The sequence below is a fragment of the Thermococcus thioreducens genome (genome assembly GCF_002214545.1).
GTDB lineage: Archaea > Methanobacteriota_B > Thermococci > Thermococcales > Thermococcaceae > Thermococcus > Thermococcus thioreducens.
Genome location: NZ_CP015105.1, coordinates 1156817 through 1170158, shown reverse-complemented (window position 1 = coordinate 1170158; position 13342 = coordinate 1156817). Strand labels below are relative to the sequence as shown.

The following is a 13342-nucleotide window of genomic DNA, read 5'->3' as shown; positions in this document are numbered from 1 at the left end:
ATGGAGGAGCTCAGAAACGCTATCATCAACGTCCTCAGGAAGGTGCGTGCCCACAGAAACCTCTACGTCAGGAATGAGGAGGCAGTAAAGCAGCACCTCATCGGTGAGATCTTTCAGGCGCTCGGCTGGGACTGGAACAACCCGGAGGAGGTTCGGCCGGAGGAGAGAACCGAGGATGGAAGGGCAGACTACTCCCTTATCCTGGACGGAGGGGTCTTCGCCTACGTCGAGGCGAAGAACATGGGTGTGAACATCCTGAAAAGGGACGAGCCGCTCCGCCAGCTGGCGAGGTACTGCTTCAACTCCGGCGTGAGGTACGGTATTCTCACCAACGGCACCGTTTGGATAGCTGTCAAGGCCTTTGAGGAGGGCTCCCGCCTCTGGGACAGGGTTCTGGTTGCAGTAAACGTCGAGGAAGAGCCCCTTGAAAGGGCTGTTCTCAAGCTCTCCCTGCTCTCCAAAGCAAGGATAAGGGACATTGAGAGGCTTTCCTCCCTGCTCAAGGCGCTGGAGCTGAGCTTCGAGGGACTGAGGAGGGAGGGCTATTCGGAAAAAACCCTCGTCGAGTATCTGACCTCCCGCGAGGGCTCCACGACGGTTCCAGTAACGGAGCTCCGTGGAGACGAGAGTCCGAAGGCGGCATACGTCTATGACAACGGCTGGAAACTCCTGCCCCTGCCGGAGAAGAGCATCAAGGGCGTTCTCCTTGCAGTTCTGCTGTACATCGAGAAGAAATCGTCTGGCTACCAGCGGGAGGAGATAAGAAAGGCCTACGAGCACATCAGGACGCTTAAGCTCGACCCAAAAACGGCACTGGAGGTACTCCGGAAGCTTGAGGAAGAAGAAAAGCTGAGAATAGCCGTGGAGCTTTAGACTACCTTCCAGAGCTCGTCGCTTTCGGGCCTCTCAAGGGGTCTTTCCTTTCCGTTCTCGACGATTACCTTTACGCCCGGGTCTTCCACGAACTCACCTATAACCGCGGCGTTTATGCCCTTCCCCCTCAGGGCTTCAACGACAGCTTTAGCTTGCTCTTTAGGGGCGGCTACCATCAGTGTTCCGGAGCTTATCAGAGCCAGCGGGTCTAGATTGTAGAACCCGCATATCTTCAGCGTCTCTTCCCTGATGGGAATCCTCTCCCTGTAAACGCGGAAGCCTACTCCAGCGGCATCCGCCATCTCGTGGAGCCCGTTGGCTATGCCTCCCTCAGTAGGATCGTGCATGGCATGGACGCCGACCTCGTTGGCCGTGAGTGCATCTTCCACAACGCTTATCATCTCGATAAAAGACCTGGCTTTTTCCACGAACTCTCTTCCAAAGGCCCTCTCCAGCTCTCCGCTTCTCTCGCTGGCTATTATCGACGTCCCCTCAAGGCCGGCCCATTTGGTGACAATAACAGCATCTCCAGGCTTGGCCCCGTTGGAGGTTACGAGCTTCTCCTGATCAACCTCACCGAGCATCGTTCCTACCACTATCGGCCTCTCAAGACCGGGAGTCACCTCGGTGTGGCCGCCGACTATGGCAACCCCGAGCTTCGATGCGCTTTTATGCAGCTCCTCCATTATTCCGGCCAAGAGGCTTTCATCCGCGTTCTCCGGCAGGAGTATGCTCACCAGGAACCACTTTGGCCTGGCTCCAAACGTAGCTACGTCATTGGCGTTGATGTGAACCGCGTAGAAGCCTATCCCCTTTTCGGCCCCGGTTATCGGGTCTGTCGATGCCACGAGAATGGAAGAACCGAAATCAATGGCGGCGGCATCTATGCCGAGGTCAGCGCCGATTATAACCCTCTCCCCTCTAGCCCCTAGATGGTTAAAGACCAGTTCCCTGAGCTTCTCCGGGGGGATTTTGCCTGGAGGCAGCATTTCAGACTTCCTCAAGCTTCTTCTTGACTTCCTCGGTGTGTCTCTTGGTCTCCTCCAGTGTGTTCCTCAGCTGGGCAAGCTCAAGTTTGAGCTCCCCGAGTGTCTTGTTCATCTGGTAGAATGCGAAGACCATTATCGCTATCAGAATGAGCCCGAGGATTATGCTTATCCACCCGCTCGGGGTCGATGCGTATGGCATCATCACACCTCCTTAAGGTTCTTTATGGTCTCATTATCAACGACGAACTTAAACGGCTTTGCCCGGTAGTACTTCTTTGCCCTGGGGTCGTTGGGCTCCAGACGGAGCTCGCTCTCGACTAGGTTGGCCTTTTCGAGCTTTTTGAGATGGAGGTAGAGCAGCTGGCGAGAAATGCCGAGGCTCTTAGCCAGCTCATAGACATACCACTCCTTTTCGCAGAGCATTTTGAGTATTTTCACCCTCACGGGAGAGCTCAGGGCCTCTGCAATCACTGTTATCTCTTGTATGCTCTCGACCATCTTACATCACTCTTGACCTTCCATAGGGCAGCAGGCTCTTACATAAGTTGGCGGGGAGAAATAAAAAGCTTTCGAATCAGTGCTTCAGGAAGGCGTAAAGCAGGGCACCAAGGAGCACGAGGGGGAGCAGCAGTAGGGCAATGCGGGCGAAGAGAAGGAATATGGCAAATATTCCAAAGCCCCACCACATCCACCAGAGTCCTCTTCTTCCAAAGCCGGGCCGCATCATTGGGCCTCCAAACCATCTTGGCATCGTCATCCCTCCAGGTAGAGCCAACCAACAACGCTCTCGCCGCAGTCCAGCGTCACCTTTATCCCAAATGGGGTCTGGTAGGCACTCCCGATGGAGAGCTTCTCCAAAGAGCAGCCCCCGACAACTTTTCCGATGTAGTTTCCATGCTCATCAACGAGCTTGAGGACGGTCCCGCGTGATGTCTCGTACCTCTCAACGGTCACGCGCCCGAGAAGTTCCAGCGCGTCGTCCCTCACCTCCTCAACATCGATCTCTTCAACTGGGAACTCACCAAACTCAACGAAGTGCCAGGCTTTAGCTTCCATCACCAACCCCCCATTGTGGATTAGTTAGGAATAAAAAGAAAGCTTCAGATGGGCGTTCCAATCCTCTGGGCGAGCCCGTTCATCCACGCCCAGGCGTGCCTGAAGGCGCTGGCTATACCCGCCATGATGCCCCATTCCTGCATTCCTCCCGCCTGCCCTTGGGCTGCTATCATGCCGTGACCTCCGTACCCGTGGCTGGGTGTTGTGCCGATAACGCTCTGGTAGTAGTCCTCACTCACAACCTGCGGCTCATAGGTCACCCCGTAGGCCTCAAGCTGGCCCGCGAAGGCCCTGAGGTGGTTCTCACTTCCGGTCATGAGGTTCTCATAGACGAGTTTTATGTCCTCGTTGTCGGTCTGGGCTATCCTCTCCTGAAGATCCACTATGTCGGTTTCTTCTATCAGTGCCCCAACCTTGAGGGCATCTACAACGCTCTGGCTTCCCATCTCGACAAGCTGGTTGTAGAGGTTCTGGAGCTGCTCGTTCTGGAAGACGCCCACTTGGTCGAGTGTGTCCGGAGCGGTCAGGTTGTACTTCTCAATGAGGTTCAACACGGCATCCATGTGCATCTGCTCGCTGTTGGCGATGTTGCTGAACACCACCAGTCCAGTCTGATCGTACAGCGTCAGGTAGACGTCCCTTGCGAGCTTTTCCTCCTCGACCATCCAGAGGAGACCATCTATCTCCTCCTGGCTCAGGTCTGAGTAGTAAGTGTCAAGGGTACTGCTCGTCGCCGGGGCGGTTGTTTGGGATGCGTACGGGTTAGGTCCTGGGGTCCCCATGTACGCTGAAACCGCCCCGATGGACATTCCCACCAGCAGGGCTATCAGCCCAATTCCGAACCATATCTTCCTCATGGTCTCAACCTCCTACATGTGTAAGTTTAATATTACATATGTGCGAGATCTTATAAAGTTTTCGGTTAGAAGAGCCCGGAGGAATTGTTCAATTCAAACTAAAGAAGAAATGGGAAGAGGTGTTACGGTCTGCCGTGTCTGCCATGGGCGGGGAACACCATGCGCTCTCTAAACTTGCCCCTGCCGTTGGCATAGAGCTCAAGGAGCTTTTCCCTTATCTGTTGCATTATTGAATCTATGGCATCGTAGTCGCCGTTCTTTATGGCCTCCTTGAGCTGGTCGACCAGTGCCCTGAGCTCGGTGGTGTTGAACCCGCTTTTCTCCATTACCATAATCTGCCTCTCAAGCCTCCAGACGTACATCTCTGCCCTCATAGTCATGTTGGTCTGTATCTCTACGCTCCATCTGTCAGAGGCCATTCTGATAACGAACTCTGCATGGGCCTTTGCCGCTATGGCCTGTCCGTATGCCTTCCCGTACCTTCCCATCTCGTAGGCATCCTTGGCGTTCTCCAGTTCCTTTTCGGCAAGGTTCAGCATCCTTGTGGCGAGCCGCTCCTCGGGTGGGCTTAGAGTCACGTTCTCCAGCATCTCCTTGGCTGTGGTTATTCTCTCCTCACTCGCGTTGATGGCCTCAAGTGCCGTCTCGGCAGTTATGTTGACCTCCATCTCGGTGCAGTTGCAGTTCATCTTCTCCCTAAGCTGTTCCCTTATGTGGAGCATCACTTTGCTCATAACCGGGGTCTGCACGATGGTTACGTTGGCGTTCCTTAACTGGAGCTTCAGCATGAGCTTGGTTATGTTTGAGGTGTCGTTGACGAAGGCTATCATAGCCTTTCTGCGAACTGCCATCCTGAGCGCGGCCCTGATGGCTGCGCTGTCGTTTCCGGGGGTTATTATCACGCTGTTGTTGAACATGAGTTTGAATTTGAGTTTTGCCTGTTCCATTACCATGAGGTTTGTTTCATATCTGTTTTGACCTCCCCAGCGCTCAACGGTTATGCCGAGCTCTTCAAGGTCAGCCACATACTGCTCAACCACAGCATCTGGTCCCCCAATTATGATGACCTCGTCCGGAGCGTAGCTCATAATCTCCGCCGTAACGTTAGGATCATAAACGCCCCACGTGGTCGTCACAACCACAGCACCAGTCACATTAGCCAAATACTGAGCCAAGGCACAGTCAGCCTCGTTGTCGCTGACAAGTATCACTGTCACTGAGGTGTCCTCGGCCATCACTTTGCCGAAGGAGAGTGTGGTTGCCACGAGCATCAAACCAAAGAGCAATGCAACGCCTTTTTTCCACATCATGGCCCTTCACCTCAATGGTCTCTATGAGAAAAGCAATATTTAAGCTTTTTTCACGAAACCATGTGCTTAAATTCATGCTTGTTTACTGAAGCGGCTTTTCCTGCCTTTTTTCGATTTTTACCGTTAAACAACGTTATTCATCGTTTATCTGTGTTTAAGAAGCGGTTTGGGGGGAGAATATAGAAAACCGGATTTTCTGAAAATAGTTGTGGTAGAATGGGGGGAGATACCCCCTTTACACCTCCTCCAGTATCTTCTCCACGTCGCTGGTCTCGTTCATCAGCTCAAGGGCGGCGGCGTTTATCTCCCTCATCTCCCAGAGCAGGGAGTTGAGGCTCTTGCTGAGGCTGTACATCGAGATGGCCACCACTGCGAGGAGGACAAGCCAGAGGGCTATGCTCAGATATGCCACATATCCAGGTGTCTCGGCGTAGATGTACTGGGAGAAATATGGTCCCATCAGCTTTCACCCCCTTCCGCTGTTTCCGACGTGGTGTTGGTTTCAGCATTGCTTATTCCAAGGAGCTTTTCAATGGCCGAAGCCAGTTCTTCCTTGAACACTTCGCGATCCAGTCCGTTGTTGGCCTCTATGACCTCAAGCAGCTCGTCGGTCTTGGCCTCAATACCGTAGTCCTCCTTCAGCACCTCTGCCAGCTCATCGGCCGAGACGCCGTAGATGTCCGCCAGTTGCTGGAGGGTGTACGTCTTCAGCATTGAGCCGGTTATCTCCACGTACGTGTAGGTTGTGTCGTTGGTCTCACTCGGGAGATAGGCGACATAATCGGTGCTCTCCGTTGAGTCTTCCTCCGTGAAGTACGCCTTGTACGCCTGGAATCCGCCGAGGACGAGCCCCATGGTGAGCAGAAAAGCCACTGCTGGCTTCCACCTGCTCTGCCTGAAGCCCATTCTGAGCATGGTGAGCATGCTTCTGAAGCCTATTATCAGGTGTGCCGCTATAAGTCCTATCATGGCAAAGCCCATGTACGTGTGTACGTTTGTCCATGTATCCTTGTCCAGCCCCAGAAACGTCCATCCTATTGTGTCCGCTATCCTTCCCGATGGTGCCAGGTAGAGGGCTATCCCGGATACGGCAAGTATTACAAACACTATGGTGAGGACGAGGTCTATTGTGCCCCTCAGCCATGCTGGAGCCGTCCACCTTGCCATCACCGGCACCTCCCACGGCATTTTATCCTGTAGAGCTTTCCGGCGATCGCGCCGAACCTAATCATACTATCACCAACATATGTATGTTTTAACTTACATATGCCAGTTTAGTTTAAAAAGATTTCGGATGCACCGACGCTCATGTGAAATGAGAAAGGACCATCAGAAAAGCGGAAAATATGAAAAATACCACGGGATGCCTCATGCCGATACGTAGTAGTACTCGCCTCTCTCCTTCTGCTCCCTGTCCTTCACGGAGCCTTCCTTGTTTGCCCTCGGTCTTCCAGTCTCCGGGTCCCTTCTGAAGGTTATTCCAACGGAGGCAAGGAAGCGGTTCATGCCTTCCCTCATCCCCATCGGCGGCAAAGCTTTTCCGCTCCTTCCGGGTTCACCCTCGAAGACTATGAGCCTGTCACTGAGGTAGTCAACCATCATGACATCGTGCTCTACTATAAGGGCAGTCTTTTCGTTCTTTGCCATGAGTGAGCGTATTGCCTTTGAGACTGCCAGCCTCTGCTCGACGTCGAGGTGTGCTGACGGCTCGTCGAGAAGGTACAGATCCGCGTCGCGAATCAGGCAGGCCGTTATGGCAACGCGCTGTAGCTCTCCACCGCTCAGCTCGTCCAGTTTTTTGTCGTAGAGGTCGGGAATGCCGAGGGGGTTCAGGAGCTCGGTCTTGTAGAAGCTGTTCATCAGCTTCCCCGCGTCTATTTTGCTCAACAGCTCGAAGACCGTTCCCTCGTAGTCCACCTTGATGTACTGGGGCTTGTAGCTTACTGTGAGCGTCCAGTCGACCTCGCCCTCCGTTGGCTTCTCCACACCGGCGAGCATCTTGACGAAGGTGGTCTTACCTATCCCGTTGGGTCCCACTATGCCAATCACCTCGCCGACGTAGAGGGTTCCGCCCTCAGCCTCAAGTCTGAAGCCCCCGTAGTCCTTTACCAGCCTCGGATACTCGACCAGTATCTCGCCATCCTGGCTCTTCCTCTCGCTCTTCTTGGTGAAGCTGACCTCATATGGTCTGAACCTAACGTTCTCGTCGCGGAGATAGCCGCGAAGGAACTCGTTTATGCCGTTGCGCGTGCTCTTGGGCTGGGAAAATATACCGTACGCTCCGGGCTTGCCGTAGACCACGTGGATTATGTCGCTCATGTAGTCGAGTATGGCTAAATCGTGCTCGACTGTGAGGACGGCCTTTCCGGAGTCGGCAAGCTTGCGGATTATCCTTGCCACCCTGAGGCGCTGCCTTATGTCGAGGTAGCTTGAGGGCTCGTCGAAGAAGTAGAAATGTGCATCCCTGAGCATCGCGGCCGCAATTGCAACCCTCTGAAGCTCACCACCGGAGAGGTGCCTTATATCCCTATCAAGGACGTTCTCAAGCTCAAGCTCCTTCACAACTTCCTCGAACCTGCCCGCCTCGTCGGCCTTCTTCAGCAGGTCCCTAACTCTACCCTTGACTGCCTTGGGTATCAGGTCAACGTACTGCGGCTTGACGACCGGTCTTATCTCGCCCTTTTTCAGTCTCTCGAAGTAGTTTTGAAGCTCGTTGCCGCGGAAGGCCTTTATGACGGCGTCCCAGCTATCGTTATAGCCGCAGAGGTTCGGGACTATCTGACCCGAAAGAACCTTAACGGCGGTGGTCTTACCCGTTCCGTTCGGCCCAAGGATTCCGACGACCATACCGTCCTTGACGACTGGCAGGCGGTACAGCACAAAGGCGTTGACGCCGTAGCGGTGGACGCAGCCCTCCTCAAGCTCCTCCGGAAGGTTCACAATCGTTATTGCGTTGAATGGGCACTTGTGGACGCAGATTCCACAGCCGGTACAGCTCGCCTCCTGGATCACCGGGCGGTAGTTTTCTTCGTCTATGATTATCGCCTCTCCGCCCATTCGATTGACTGGACAAACGCGCTCACACAGGAAGTGGCCGCACTTATCGGGGTTGCACCTATCGTAATCGATGACCGCTATCCTCATCACTCACCACCGACTTAGCCTACCGAAAGCCCTTTTAAAGGGTTGCGGGTTGTTTCCTTCTTATCCGAAAGTCCAGGCAGTTCCCCTCGCCATATCACAGCCGCTTCAAAACGTCATGTTTCTACGGCAGGTGCCCGCTACTTTTTTAGCTATCCCACCGAATTTATCTTCATGTCACTCTTCGAGACCCTCAGACCCCTCAAGTCGGAGATAGCGAGGGTTCAGGTTTTTCCGCCAAAGGACGGTGAGTTCGGCGATTTTCAATTCAACAACCCTGAGATTAACGCCCTCCTTGGAGAACTCGGCTTTAGGCCCTACCGCCACCAGGTCGAGGCCCTCGAAAGGCTGTACTCCGGGAGGAACATCGTTGTAACAACCCCGACCGCCAGTGGCAAGAGCGAGATATTCCGGCTGGCCATTTTTGATTCCTACCTCTCCGATCCCCGTGCAACTTATCTGCTCATATACCCCACGAGGGCCCTCATAAACAACCAGCTTGAAAAGTTCTCCCTCCAGAACCTCGTCTTCTACCGTCTCACCGGAAAGCTCGTTAGCGCGAGGATGTTGACCGGAGACATTCCGTGGGAGGAGAGGAGAACTTTAATCCGCGAGAAGCCGAGGGTTATCTTTACAACGCCGGATATGCTCCACTACAACATTTTGCGGAGATGGCGCGACTACGAGTGGCTCCTCAGAAACCTCCGCTATCTCGTCGTGGACGAGCTCCACGTTTACCGCGGCGTCTTCGGGAGCAACTTTGCGTACCTCTTCCGCCGCCTCGACTTCAGGCTCAAGCACCTCGGCGCGAAGCCTCAAATAATGGCCCTCTCAGCGACACTAAGAAACCCACGGGGGTTTGCCGAGAAGCTCTTCAGGAGGAGGTTCAGTGCAATAAGCCACGCCACCAACCCCTTCCCGAGGCGGTACTTAATCCTCTTCGAGCCCAAGAACCTTGACGAGAGACAGCTTTTGAGGGCCGTTGTGGAGAGGCTCGCCGAAAAGAAGATCAAGACTCTCGTCTTCTTCGACTCGCGTAAAGGGACGGAGAAGCTCCTTCGCTTCCTCCTTGGTTCAAAGGTTTTCTCGAAGGTGACCACCTACAAAGGAACACTGCCCAGGAACGTCCGCTGGGAGATAGAACGGGACTTCAAGGAGGGCAAGCTGCTCGTTCTCCTGACGACCAACGCCCTTGAGCTCGGCATAGACATCGGCGACCTCGATGCCGTCATCAACTACGGAATTCCCCCGGACGGGCTCTTTTCGCTGATTCAGCGCTTTGGTCGGGCCGGGAGAAAGACTGAAAGGGAAGCCTTGAACGCCGTAGTCCTCAGGAAGAACGGCCTCGACTACTACTACAGGGAACACTTCGACGAGCTCGTTGAGAGGCTGGGGAGGGGGATAATAGAGTACATGCCAGTCAACTTGGAGAACGAGCGCATAGCGGAAAAGCACCTCCACTACCTCCTCACGGAGCTGGGAATAGTGGACTGGGACGAGCTTGATGAGTTCGAGAGGAAAGTCATGGAGAAGCTTGTTATCGAACGGAAGGCGGACCTGAAGAAAAATCCGCTCACGGGCAAACTTGAAGTTCGTCTGAGGAAGCCCGCTTTCAGCTACTCCTCCCTGAGGACGGCGAGCGACGAAACGTTTTTCCTGGTTAAGGATGAGCCATGGATAAAGGGCAAACTGATGGAGAAATCCTCGCTCAGGGAGCTGCTCAACTTCGTAAACTGGCTCAAGCTCAAGGGGTATATAATCGAGGAAGTTGATTCGGATGAATATCACCGCTCTCTCCTCCCGGGAATGGCATACTTCTCAAGGGGAGAGCTCTACATGGCCAGGGACAGACTCGCGCTCGGAAAGTTTCACTTTGTCTTTGCAAAGCCCTTAAACCGCTTCTGGGACGTGGAAACATTCGTGGCCAAGAGGGAGGAGGTCGAGATACTGGAGAGCAGGGGGGAGAAAACCTACAGGGGAGTTGAGGTGCACCTCGGCAGGCTGAGGGTTAGACACGTTTACACCGGCTTCGCCGTCAAGGGGGCCGACACCGGGAACTACGTTAAGGAGATCTTGAAGCTGAAGGAAAGCGGAATCCTTCGGGCCGAAATATATTCCCCAATGACAGGTGAGAGGGTCAATGAGGAGGACTTTTCGATCCTCAACTGGGAGAAGTTTGCGAAAGTTGAGCTGAAGGAACCCTACGTCAGGGAGTTTGAGACGGAGGGAATATGGCTCGTCTTTCCCGACTCGATAAGGGAAGTCGCGAGTGAGGAGTTCAGGGAGTTCTTCAACGTGGCGATCGAGAAAGGCTTTGAAGACCCTGCATTTATCCTTTACAGCAACCTCGACCGGAGGAAGCTCTTTCCGCTCTACCTAGGCACTACCACCCACGTCATAAGGAAAACCATAGGTGATACCCTTCAGAGGCTTGGAATCAGCGATGAAGAGCTGGCCTTCGCGATAAAGAAGATGGTCGACAGCAAAGACGGAATCGGCTCCGCTTTGCATGCGATAGAGCACAACATGATAAAAATTGCCCCCATATTCACCTACGTGGACAGCAGGGAGCTCGGTGGCTACAGCTATGCGAGCTTTCCTAGTTTACCTCACGCTGGAAGGCCGGTCGTGTTCATCTACGACGGCAACGAAGGGGGGAGTGGCTTGGCTCCCATACTCTACGAGAACGCCGAGAGGCTGATGGAGAAGAGCCTTGAACATCTCCGTTCCTGCCCTTGTAAGGACGGCTGTCCCGTCTGCGTTCTCTCACCGAAGTGCGGCACCTTCAACGAGTTTTTGGATAAGTGGGCCGCGATAAGGGTCTGGGAAAAAGTTCTGGAAAGGTTCCCCTCCAAGAGCAAGGATGACTGACTTGGATTTTTACACGGGATGTAATTTACACCCCATGTAATTTACATGGCATGTAAAAAACTCAGAGGCTCCCCTCAAACGAACTCATGAAGAGCTTCCTCAGCCTTACCCTCCCCTTCGTCCTCTCCGTCAAAAGTTCCATCAGCTTCTCAGCTTCGCCCTTCCTCGTCTCAACGGTGAACGTCACCAGCTCGCCGTAATCCTCCCCAACGACCCTTCCTCCGGAATTCTTAACGGTATCTCTGACGGGGTGAAAGAGGCTGTAGGGGAATGTAACCTGGAAGCGCTCCGTCTCGTAAACTTCGATGATATCAGCGTTTTCGATGGCAAGGCTTGCAGTGTCGCTGTAAGCCTTAACAAGCCCGCCGTAGCCGAGTTTTATGCCGCCGAAGTATCGGGTAACAACGACCACAACATTGCTCAGGCCTTTATTCTGGATAACCTTGAGAACCGGTTTCCCGGCAGAGCCTTTGGGCTCGCCGTCGTCATCGTATCTGACCGCAAAGTTCTTTCCGTCGTTGATGAGGTATGCTGAGACGTTGTGCGTTGCGTCGCTGTGGTGGGCTTTGATTTTTGATATGAAGGCTTTGGCCTCTTCTTCCGTCTTCGCGGGCGAGGCGTAGCCTATGAAAACCGACTTTTTGATCACCAGCTCCGCCGTCCCGACTCCTCTCAGCGTTTTCACGTTTATCTCACCCTCTGAGCGTAGCTATGAGCTTTTTCTCGTCGAGGATCATGCCTATGGCGTCCTTAACGTCCCTCACCACTACGTCGCTGGCGAGGAGGGCATCTATACTCGCCCCCTCCGGCCCTATCACGCAGAAAGCCAGCTCTGCCCCCTCAAGCATCGCCACATCGTTGTTGCCGTTGCCGACCGCGGCATAGGGTTTGTAGCCCTCGGCTATCCTGGCCTTCTCAGTACCGCTGGAAACTCTCTCGATCCTCACTGGAAGGCCCCTCAGCTCGTCCTCCAGGGTTCCAAATGTATCGGCGCTCAGAACGACGACCGTGTATCTGTCTGCGAGCCTTTCAAGGAGATGCTTGACTTCGTCATCTACCCTTCCGCTCTCTCCAAGGGTTCCGTTGAGGTCAAAGAGAACAGCCCGGAATTCAATCCTGCCGTAGTTTGGTATCTCCATGCTCCCACCGGTGATAATTGGGTGCAAGGTTTTTAAGGGTTGGAGTCCAAGGCGGTAGTGTATCCAAGAGCGGGTAATTAAAGGTTTGACTACTCGGGGGTAAAAGGCATGAACCTGCTTCAGCGCCGTCTCCACGATCCGGAAGTGCTCATCAGGCTCAACGCCTTTTTCCTGAGCTACTTTGGGTGGATAGCCTTCGGAGTTCTGTACGGAATCATCGGCCGCTGGAGCGTTGACGTCACGAACGAGTTTCTGAGACTTCCCCTAACCTCAAGGGAATTCGTGGTTGGACTGGTGGAATTTACAAAGGGCATTCCCCTCATGTACTCCTTCTTTACGGCTGTTTATTACCTCGGCTTTACTGGATCCATAGCACTGGCAGTTGCGTACCTGCTTCTTTATAAAGGGGACTTGGCGGCATCCGATGAACTGTTCATCCGATATCTGGCGGCCTATATCACAGCCGGTGCCGTATATCTCGTTGTCCACATATACGCCCCCCACATCGTCTATAACCTTCCAGGTTACAACTCCTCGAACACTCTCCTGACCCGGCAGGAGTTTGTCTTGCCATCTCTCCACAACACCATCATTACGATAAACATAATTACCGTCTGGAAGTACAGGAAGAATCTCGGAGGAAAAGCGATTATACTCGTGAACACCCTGATACCCTTTGCCACACTCTTTCTCGGCCACCACTGGATCTATGATGTTCTGGCAGGTATGGCTCTCGGCGTTCTCATATCCAGAGTTACTGAGGGCAAAAACACCAGGATTCCGGAGACACTCTATAACCTGGAAATTGCTTCCCTGAGAAAGGTAACCGTGGTGAACTTCCTCCTCGCGGTTTTGGTTCTTATAGTTGCAACCAGCCCCGATAGGTGGCTGGAGATTATAAACGGCCTCCTGCCTACCCCCTGAGAAAAACTTATAAACTTCCCGTGAACCTTAACATCGGGTGCCGGGGTAGCCTAGCTCGGCAGGGCGGCGGACTCGTAATCCGCAGGTCGCGGGTTCAAATCCCGCTCCCGGCTCCACAATCGTCCTTCCGGTTTTTCCGGCCAGTTCTGAGTGAAAACCTATCCAGAACAGCATCTCGGTGG

15 protein-coding genes and 1 tRNA gene are annotated in these 13342 nt (G+C 53.8%); 4 read left to right on the top strand and 12 right to left on the bottom strand.

The window, feature by feature from the left end; translation table 11 throughout:
* Nucleotides 1-873 carry a type I restriction enzyme HsdR N-terminal domain-containing protein gene (locus tag A3L14_RS06425; RefSeq protein WP_055429351.1) on the top strand — a complete coding sequence of 291 codons (873 nt, stop codon included), beginning with the start codon at nucleotides 1-3 and terminating at the stop codon, nucleotides 871-873.
* Here the strand turns inward: A3L14_RS06425 and A3L14_RS06420 are convergent.
* The 10 genes from A3L14_RS06420 to A3L14_RS06380 form a co-directional block, all read right to left on the bottom strand.
* A complete protein-coding gene (locus tag A3L14_RS06420) occupies nucleotides 870-1862 on the bottom strand; it encodes an AIR synthase family protein (RefSeq protein WP_055429352.1) in 993 nt (330 codons plus the stop codon). The two genes, A3L14_RS06425 and A3L14_RS06420, sit on opposite strands and share 4 nt — an antisense overlap.
* Before the next feature lies 1 nt (nucleotide 1863).
* The gene (locus tag A3L14_RS06415; protein ID WP_055429438.1) at nucleotides 1864-2061 is read right to left on the bottom strand and encodes a hypothetical protein; all 198 of its coding nucleotides are present in this window, start codon (nucleotides 2059-2061) and stop codon (nucleotides 1864-1866) included.
* A 2-nt stretch (nucleotides 2062-2063) separates the two neighbouring features.
* Entirely contained in the window at nucleotides 2064-2360 is a 297-nt protein-coding gene (locus A3L14_RS06410; RefSeq protein WP_055429353.1) for an ArsR/SmtB family transcription factor, read from the bottom strand.
* A gap of 76 nt (nucleotides 2361-2436) precedes the next feature.
* Nucleotides 2437-2589: a hypothetical protein gene (locus A3L14_RS11695; RefSeq protein WP_162493198.1), complete on the bottom strand. Its 153-nt coding sequence runs from the start codon at nucleotides 2587-2589 to the stop codon at nucleotides 2437-2439.
* 26 nt (nucleotides 2590-2615) lie between these two features.
* Entirely contained in the window at nucleotides 2616-2918 is a 303-nt protein-coding gene (locus A3L14_RS06405; RefSeq protein ID WP_055429354.1) for a hypothetical protein, read from the bottom strand.
* A gap of 44 nt (nucleotides 2919-2962) precedes the next feature.
* Nucleotides 2963-3775: a DUF2202 domain-containing protein gene (locus A3L14_RS06400; RefSeq protein ID WP_055429355.1), complete on the bottom strand. Its 813-nt coding sequence runs from the start codon at nucleotides 3773-3775 to the stop codon at nucleotides 2963-2965.
* A 122-nt stretch (nucleotides 3776-3897) separates the two neighbouring features.
* A complete protein-coding gene (locus A3L14_RS06395; protein WP_055429356.1) occupies nucleotides 3898-5085 on the bottom strand; it encodes a hypothetical protein in 1188 nt (395 codons plus the stop codon).
* Nucleotides 5086-5320: 235 nt separating this feature from the next.
* Complete coding sequence (locus A3L14_RS06390; RefSeq protein WP_055429357.1) at nucleotides 5321-5545, bottom strand: hypothetical protein; 225 nt, start codon at nucleotides 5543-5545, stop codon at nucleotides 5321-5323.
* Nucleotides 5545-6252 (bottom strand): DUF4405 domain-containing protein, encoded by a 708-nt coding sequence (locus tag A3L14_RS06385; RefSeq protein WP_055429358.1) that lies wholly within the window; start codon nucleotides 6250-6252, stop codon nucleotides 5545-5547. Before A3L14_RS06385 ends, A3L14_RS06390 begins: the two co-directional genes overlap by 1 nt.
* Before the next feature lie 201 nt (nucleotides 6253-6453).
* Complete coding sequence (locus A3L14_RS06380; protein ID WP_055429359.1) at nucleotides 6454-8229, bottom strand: ribosome biogenesis/translation initiation ATPase RLI; 1776 nt, start codon at nucleotides 8227-8229, stop codon at nucleotides 6454-6456.
* Between the two features lie 171 nt (nucleotides 8230-8400).
* Here A3L14_RS06380 and A3L14_RS06375 point away from each other — a divergent pair, with 171 nt between their 5' ends.
* Complete coding sequence (locus A3L14_RS06375; RefSeq protein WP_055429360.1) at nucleotides 8401-11097, top strand: DEAD/DEAH box helicase; 2697 nt, start codon at nucleotides 8401-8403, stop codon at nucleotides 11095-11097.
* 61 nt (nucleotides 11098-11158) lie between these two features.
* Here A3L14_RS06375 and A3L14_RS06370 read toward each other — a convergent pair whose 3' ends face one another.
* Together A3L14_RS06370 and A3L14_RS06365 are read right to left on the bottom strand one after the other, a co-directional pair.
* On the bottom strand, nucleotides 11159-11788 hold the full coding sequence (locus A3L14_RS06370; RefSeq protein WP_055429361.1) for a YigZ family protein: 630 nt from the start codon (nucleotides 11786-11788) through the stop codon (nucleotides 11159-11161).
* 1 nt (nucleotide 11789) lies between these two features.
* The gene (locus A3L14_RS06365) at nucleotides 11790-12236 is read right to left on the bottom strand and encodes an HAD family hydrolase (RefSeq protein WP_055429362.1); all 447 of its coding nucleotides are present in this window, start codon (nucleotides 12234-12236) and stop codon (nucleotides 11790-11792) included.
* 108 nt (nucleotides 12237-12344) lie between these two features.
* On the opposite strand from A3L14_RS06365, the gene A3L14_RS06360 reads away from it, so the two are divergent.
* Together A3L14_RS06360 and A3L14_RS06355 are read left to right on the top strand one after the other, a co-directional pair.
* Nucleotides 12345-13160 carry a phosphatase PAP2 family protein gene (locus tag A3L14_RS06360; RefSeq protein ID WP_055429363.1) on the top strand — a complete coding sequence of 272 codons (816 nt, stop codon included), beginning with the start codon at nucleotides 12345-12347 and terminating at the stop codon, nucleotides 13158-13160.
* Between the two features lie 39 nt (nucleotides 13161-13199).
* Nucleotides 13200-13276 (top strand) — tRNA-Thr (locus A3L14_RS06355).
* The last annotated feature ends 66 nt before the right edge of the window (nucleotides 13277-13342 follow it).

Excerpts from the sequence above, each read along its gene's own strand:
- A3L14_RS06385 (WP_055429358.1), bottom strand. The coding sequence starts at position 6,252 with ATGGCAAGGTGGACGGCTCCAGCATGGCTGAGGGGCACAATAGACCTC.
- A3L14_RS06365 (WP_055429362.1), bottom strand. The coding sequence starts at position 12,236 with ATGGAGATACCAAACTACGGCAGGATTGAATTCCGGGCTGTTCTCTTT.
- A3L14_RS06425 (WP_055429351.1), top strand. The coding sequence starts at position 1 with ATGGAGGAGCTCAGAAACGCTATCATCAACGTCCTCAGGAAGGTGCGT.
- A3L14_RS11695 (WP_162493198.1), bottom strand. The coding sequence starts at position 2,589 with ATGATGCGGCCCGGCTTTGGAAGAAGAGGACTCTGGTGGATGTGGTGG.
- A3L14_RS06420 (WP_055429352.1), bottom strand. The coding sequence starts at position 1,862 with ATGCTGCCTCCAGGCAAAATCCCCCCGGAGAAGCTCAGGGAACTGGTC.
- A3L14_RS06360 (WP_055429363.1), top strand. The coding sequence starts at position 12,345 with ATGAACCTGCTTCAGCGCCGTCTCCACGATCCGGAAGTGCTCATCAGG.
- A3L14_RS06390 (WP_055429357.1), bottom strand. The coding sequence starts at position 5,545 with ATGGGACCATATTTCTCCCAGTACATCTACGCCGAGACACCTGGATAT.
- A3L14_RS06380 (WP_055429359.1), bottom strand. The coding sequence starts at position 8,229 with ATGAGGATAGCGGTCATCGATTACGATAGGTGCAACCCCGATAAGTGC.
- A3L14_RS06375 (WP_055429360.1), top strand. The coding sequence starts at position 8,401 with ATGTCACTCTTCGAGACCCTCAGACCCCTCAAGTCGGAGATAGCGAGG.
- A3L14_RS06410 (WP_055429353.1), bottom strand. The coding sequence starts at position 2,360 with ATGGTCGAGAGCATACAAGAGATAACAGTGATTGCAGAGGCCCTGAGC.
- A3L14_RS06405 (WP_055429354.1), bottom strand. The coding sequence starts at position 2,918 with ATGGAAGCTAAAGCCTGGCACTTCGTTGAGTTTGGTGAGTTCCCAGTT.
- A3L14_RS06400 (WP_055429355.1), bottom strand. The coding sequence starts at position 3,775 with ATGAGGAAGATATGGTTCGGAATTGGGCTGATAGCCCTGCTGGTGGGA.
- A3L14_RS06415 (WP_055429438.1), bottom strand. The coding sequence starts at position 2,061 with ATGCCATACGCATCGACCCCGAGCGGGTGGATAAGCATAATCCTCGGG.
- A3L14_RS06395 (WP_055429356.1), bottom strand. The coding sequence starts at position 5,085 with ATGATGTGGAAAAAAGGCGTTGCATTGCTCTTTGGTTTGATGCTCGTG.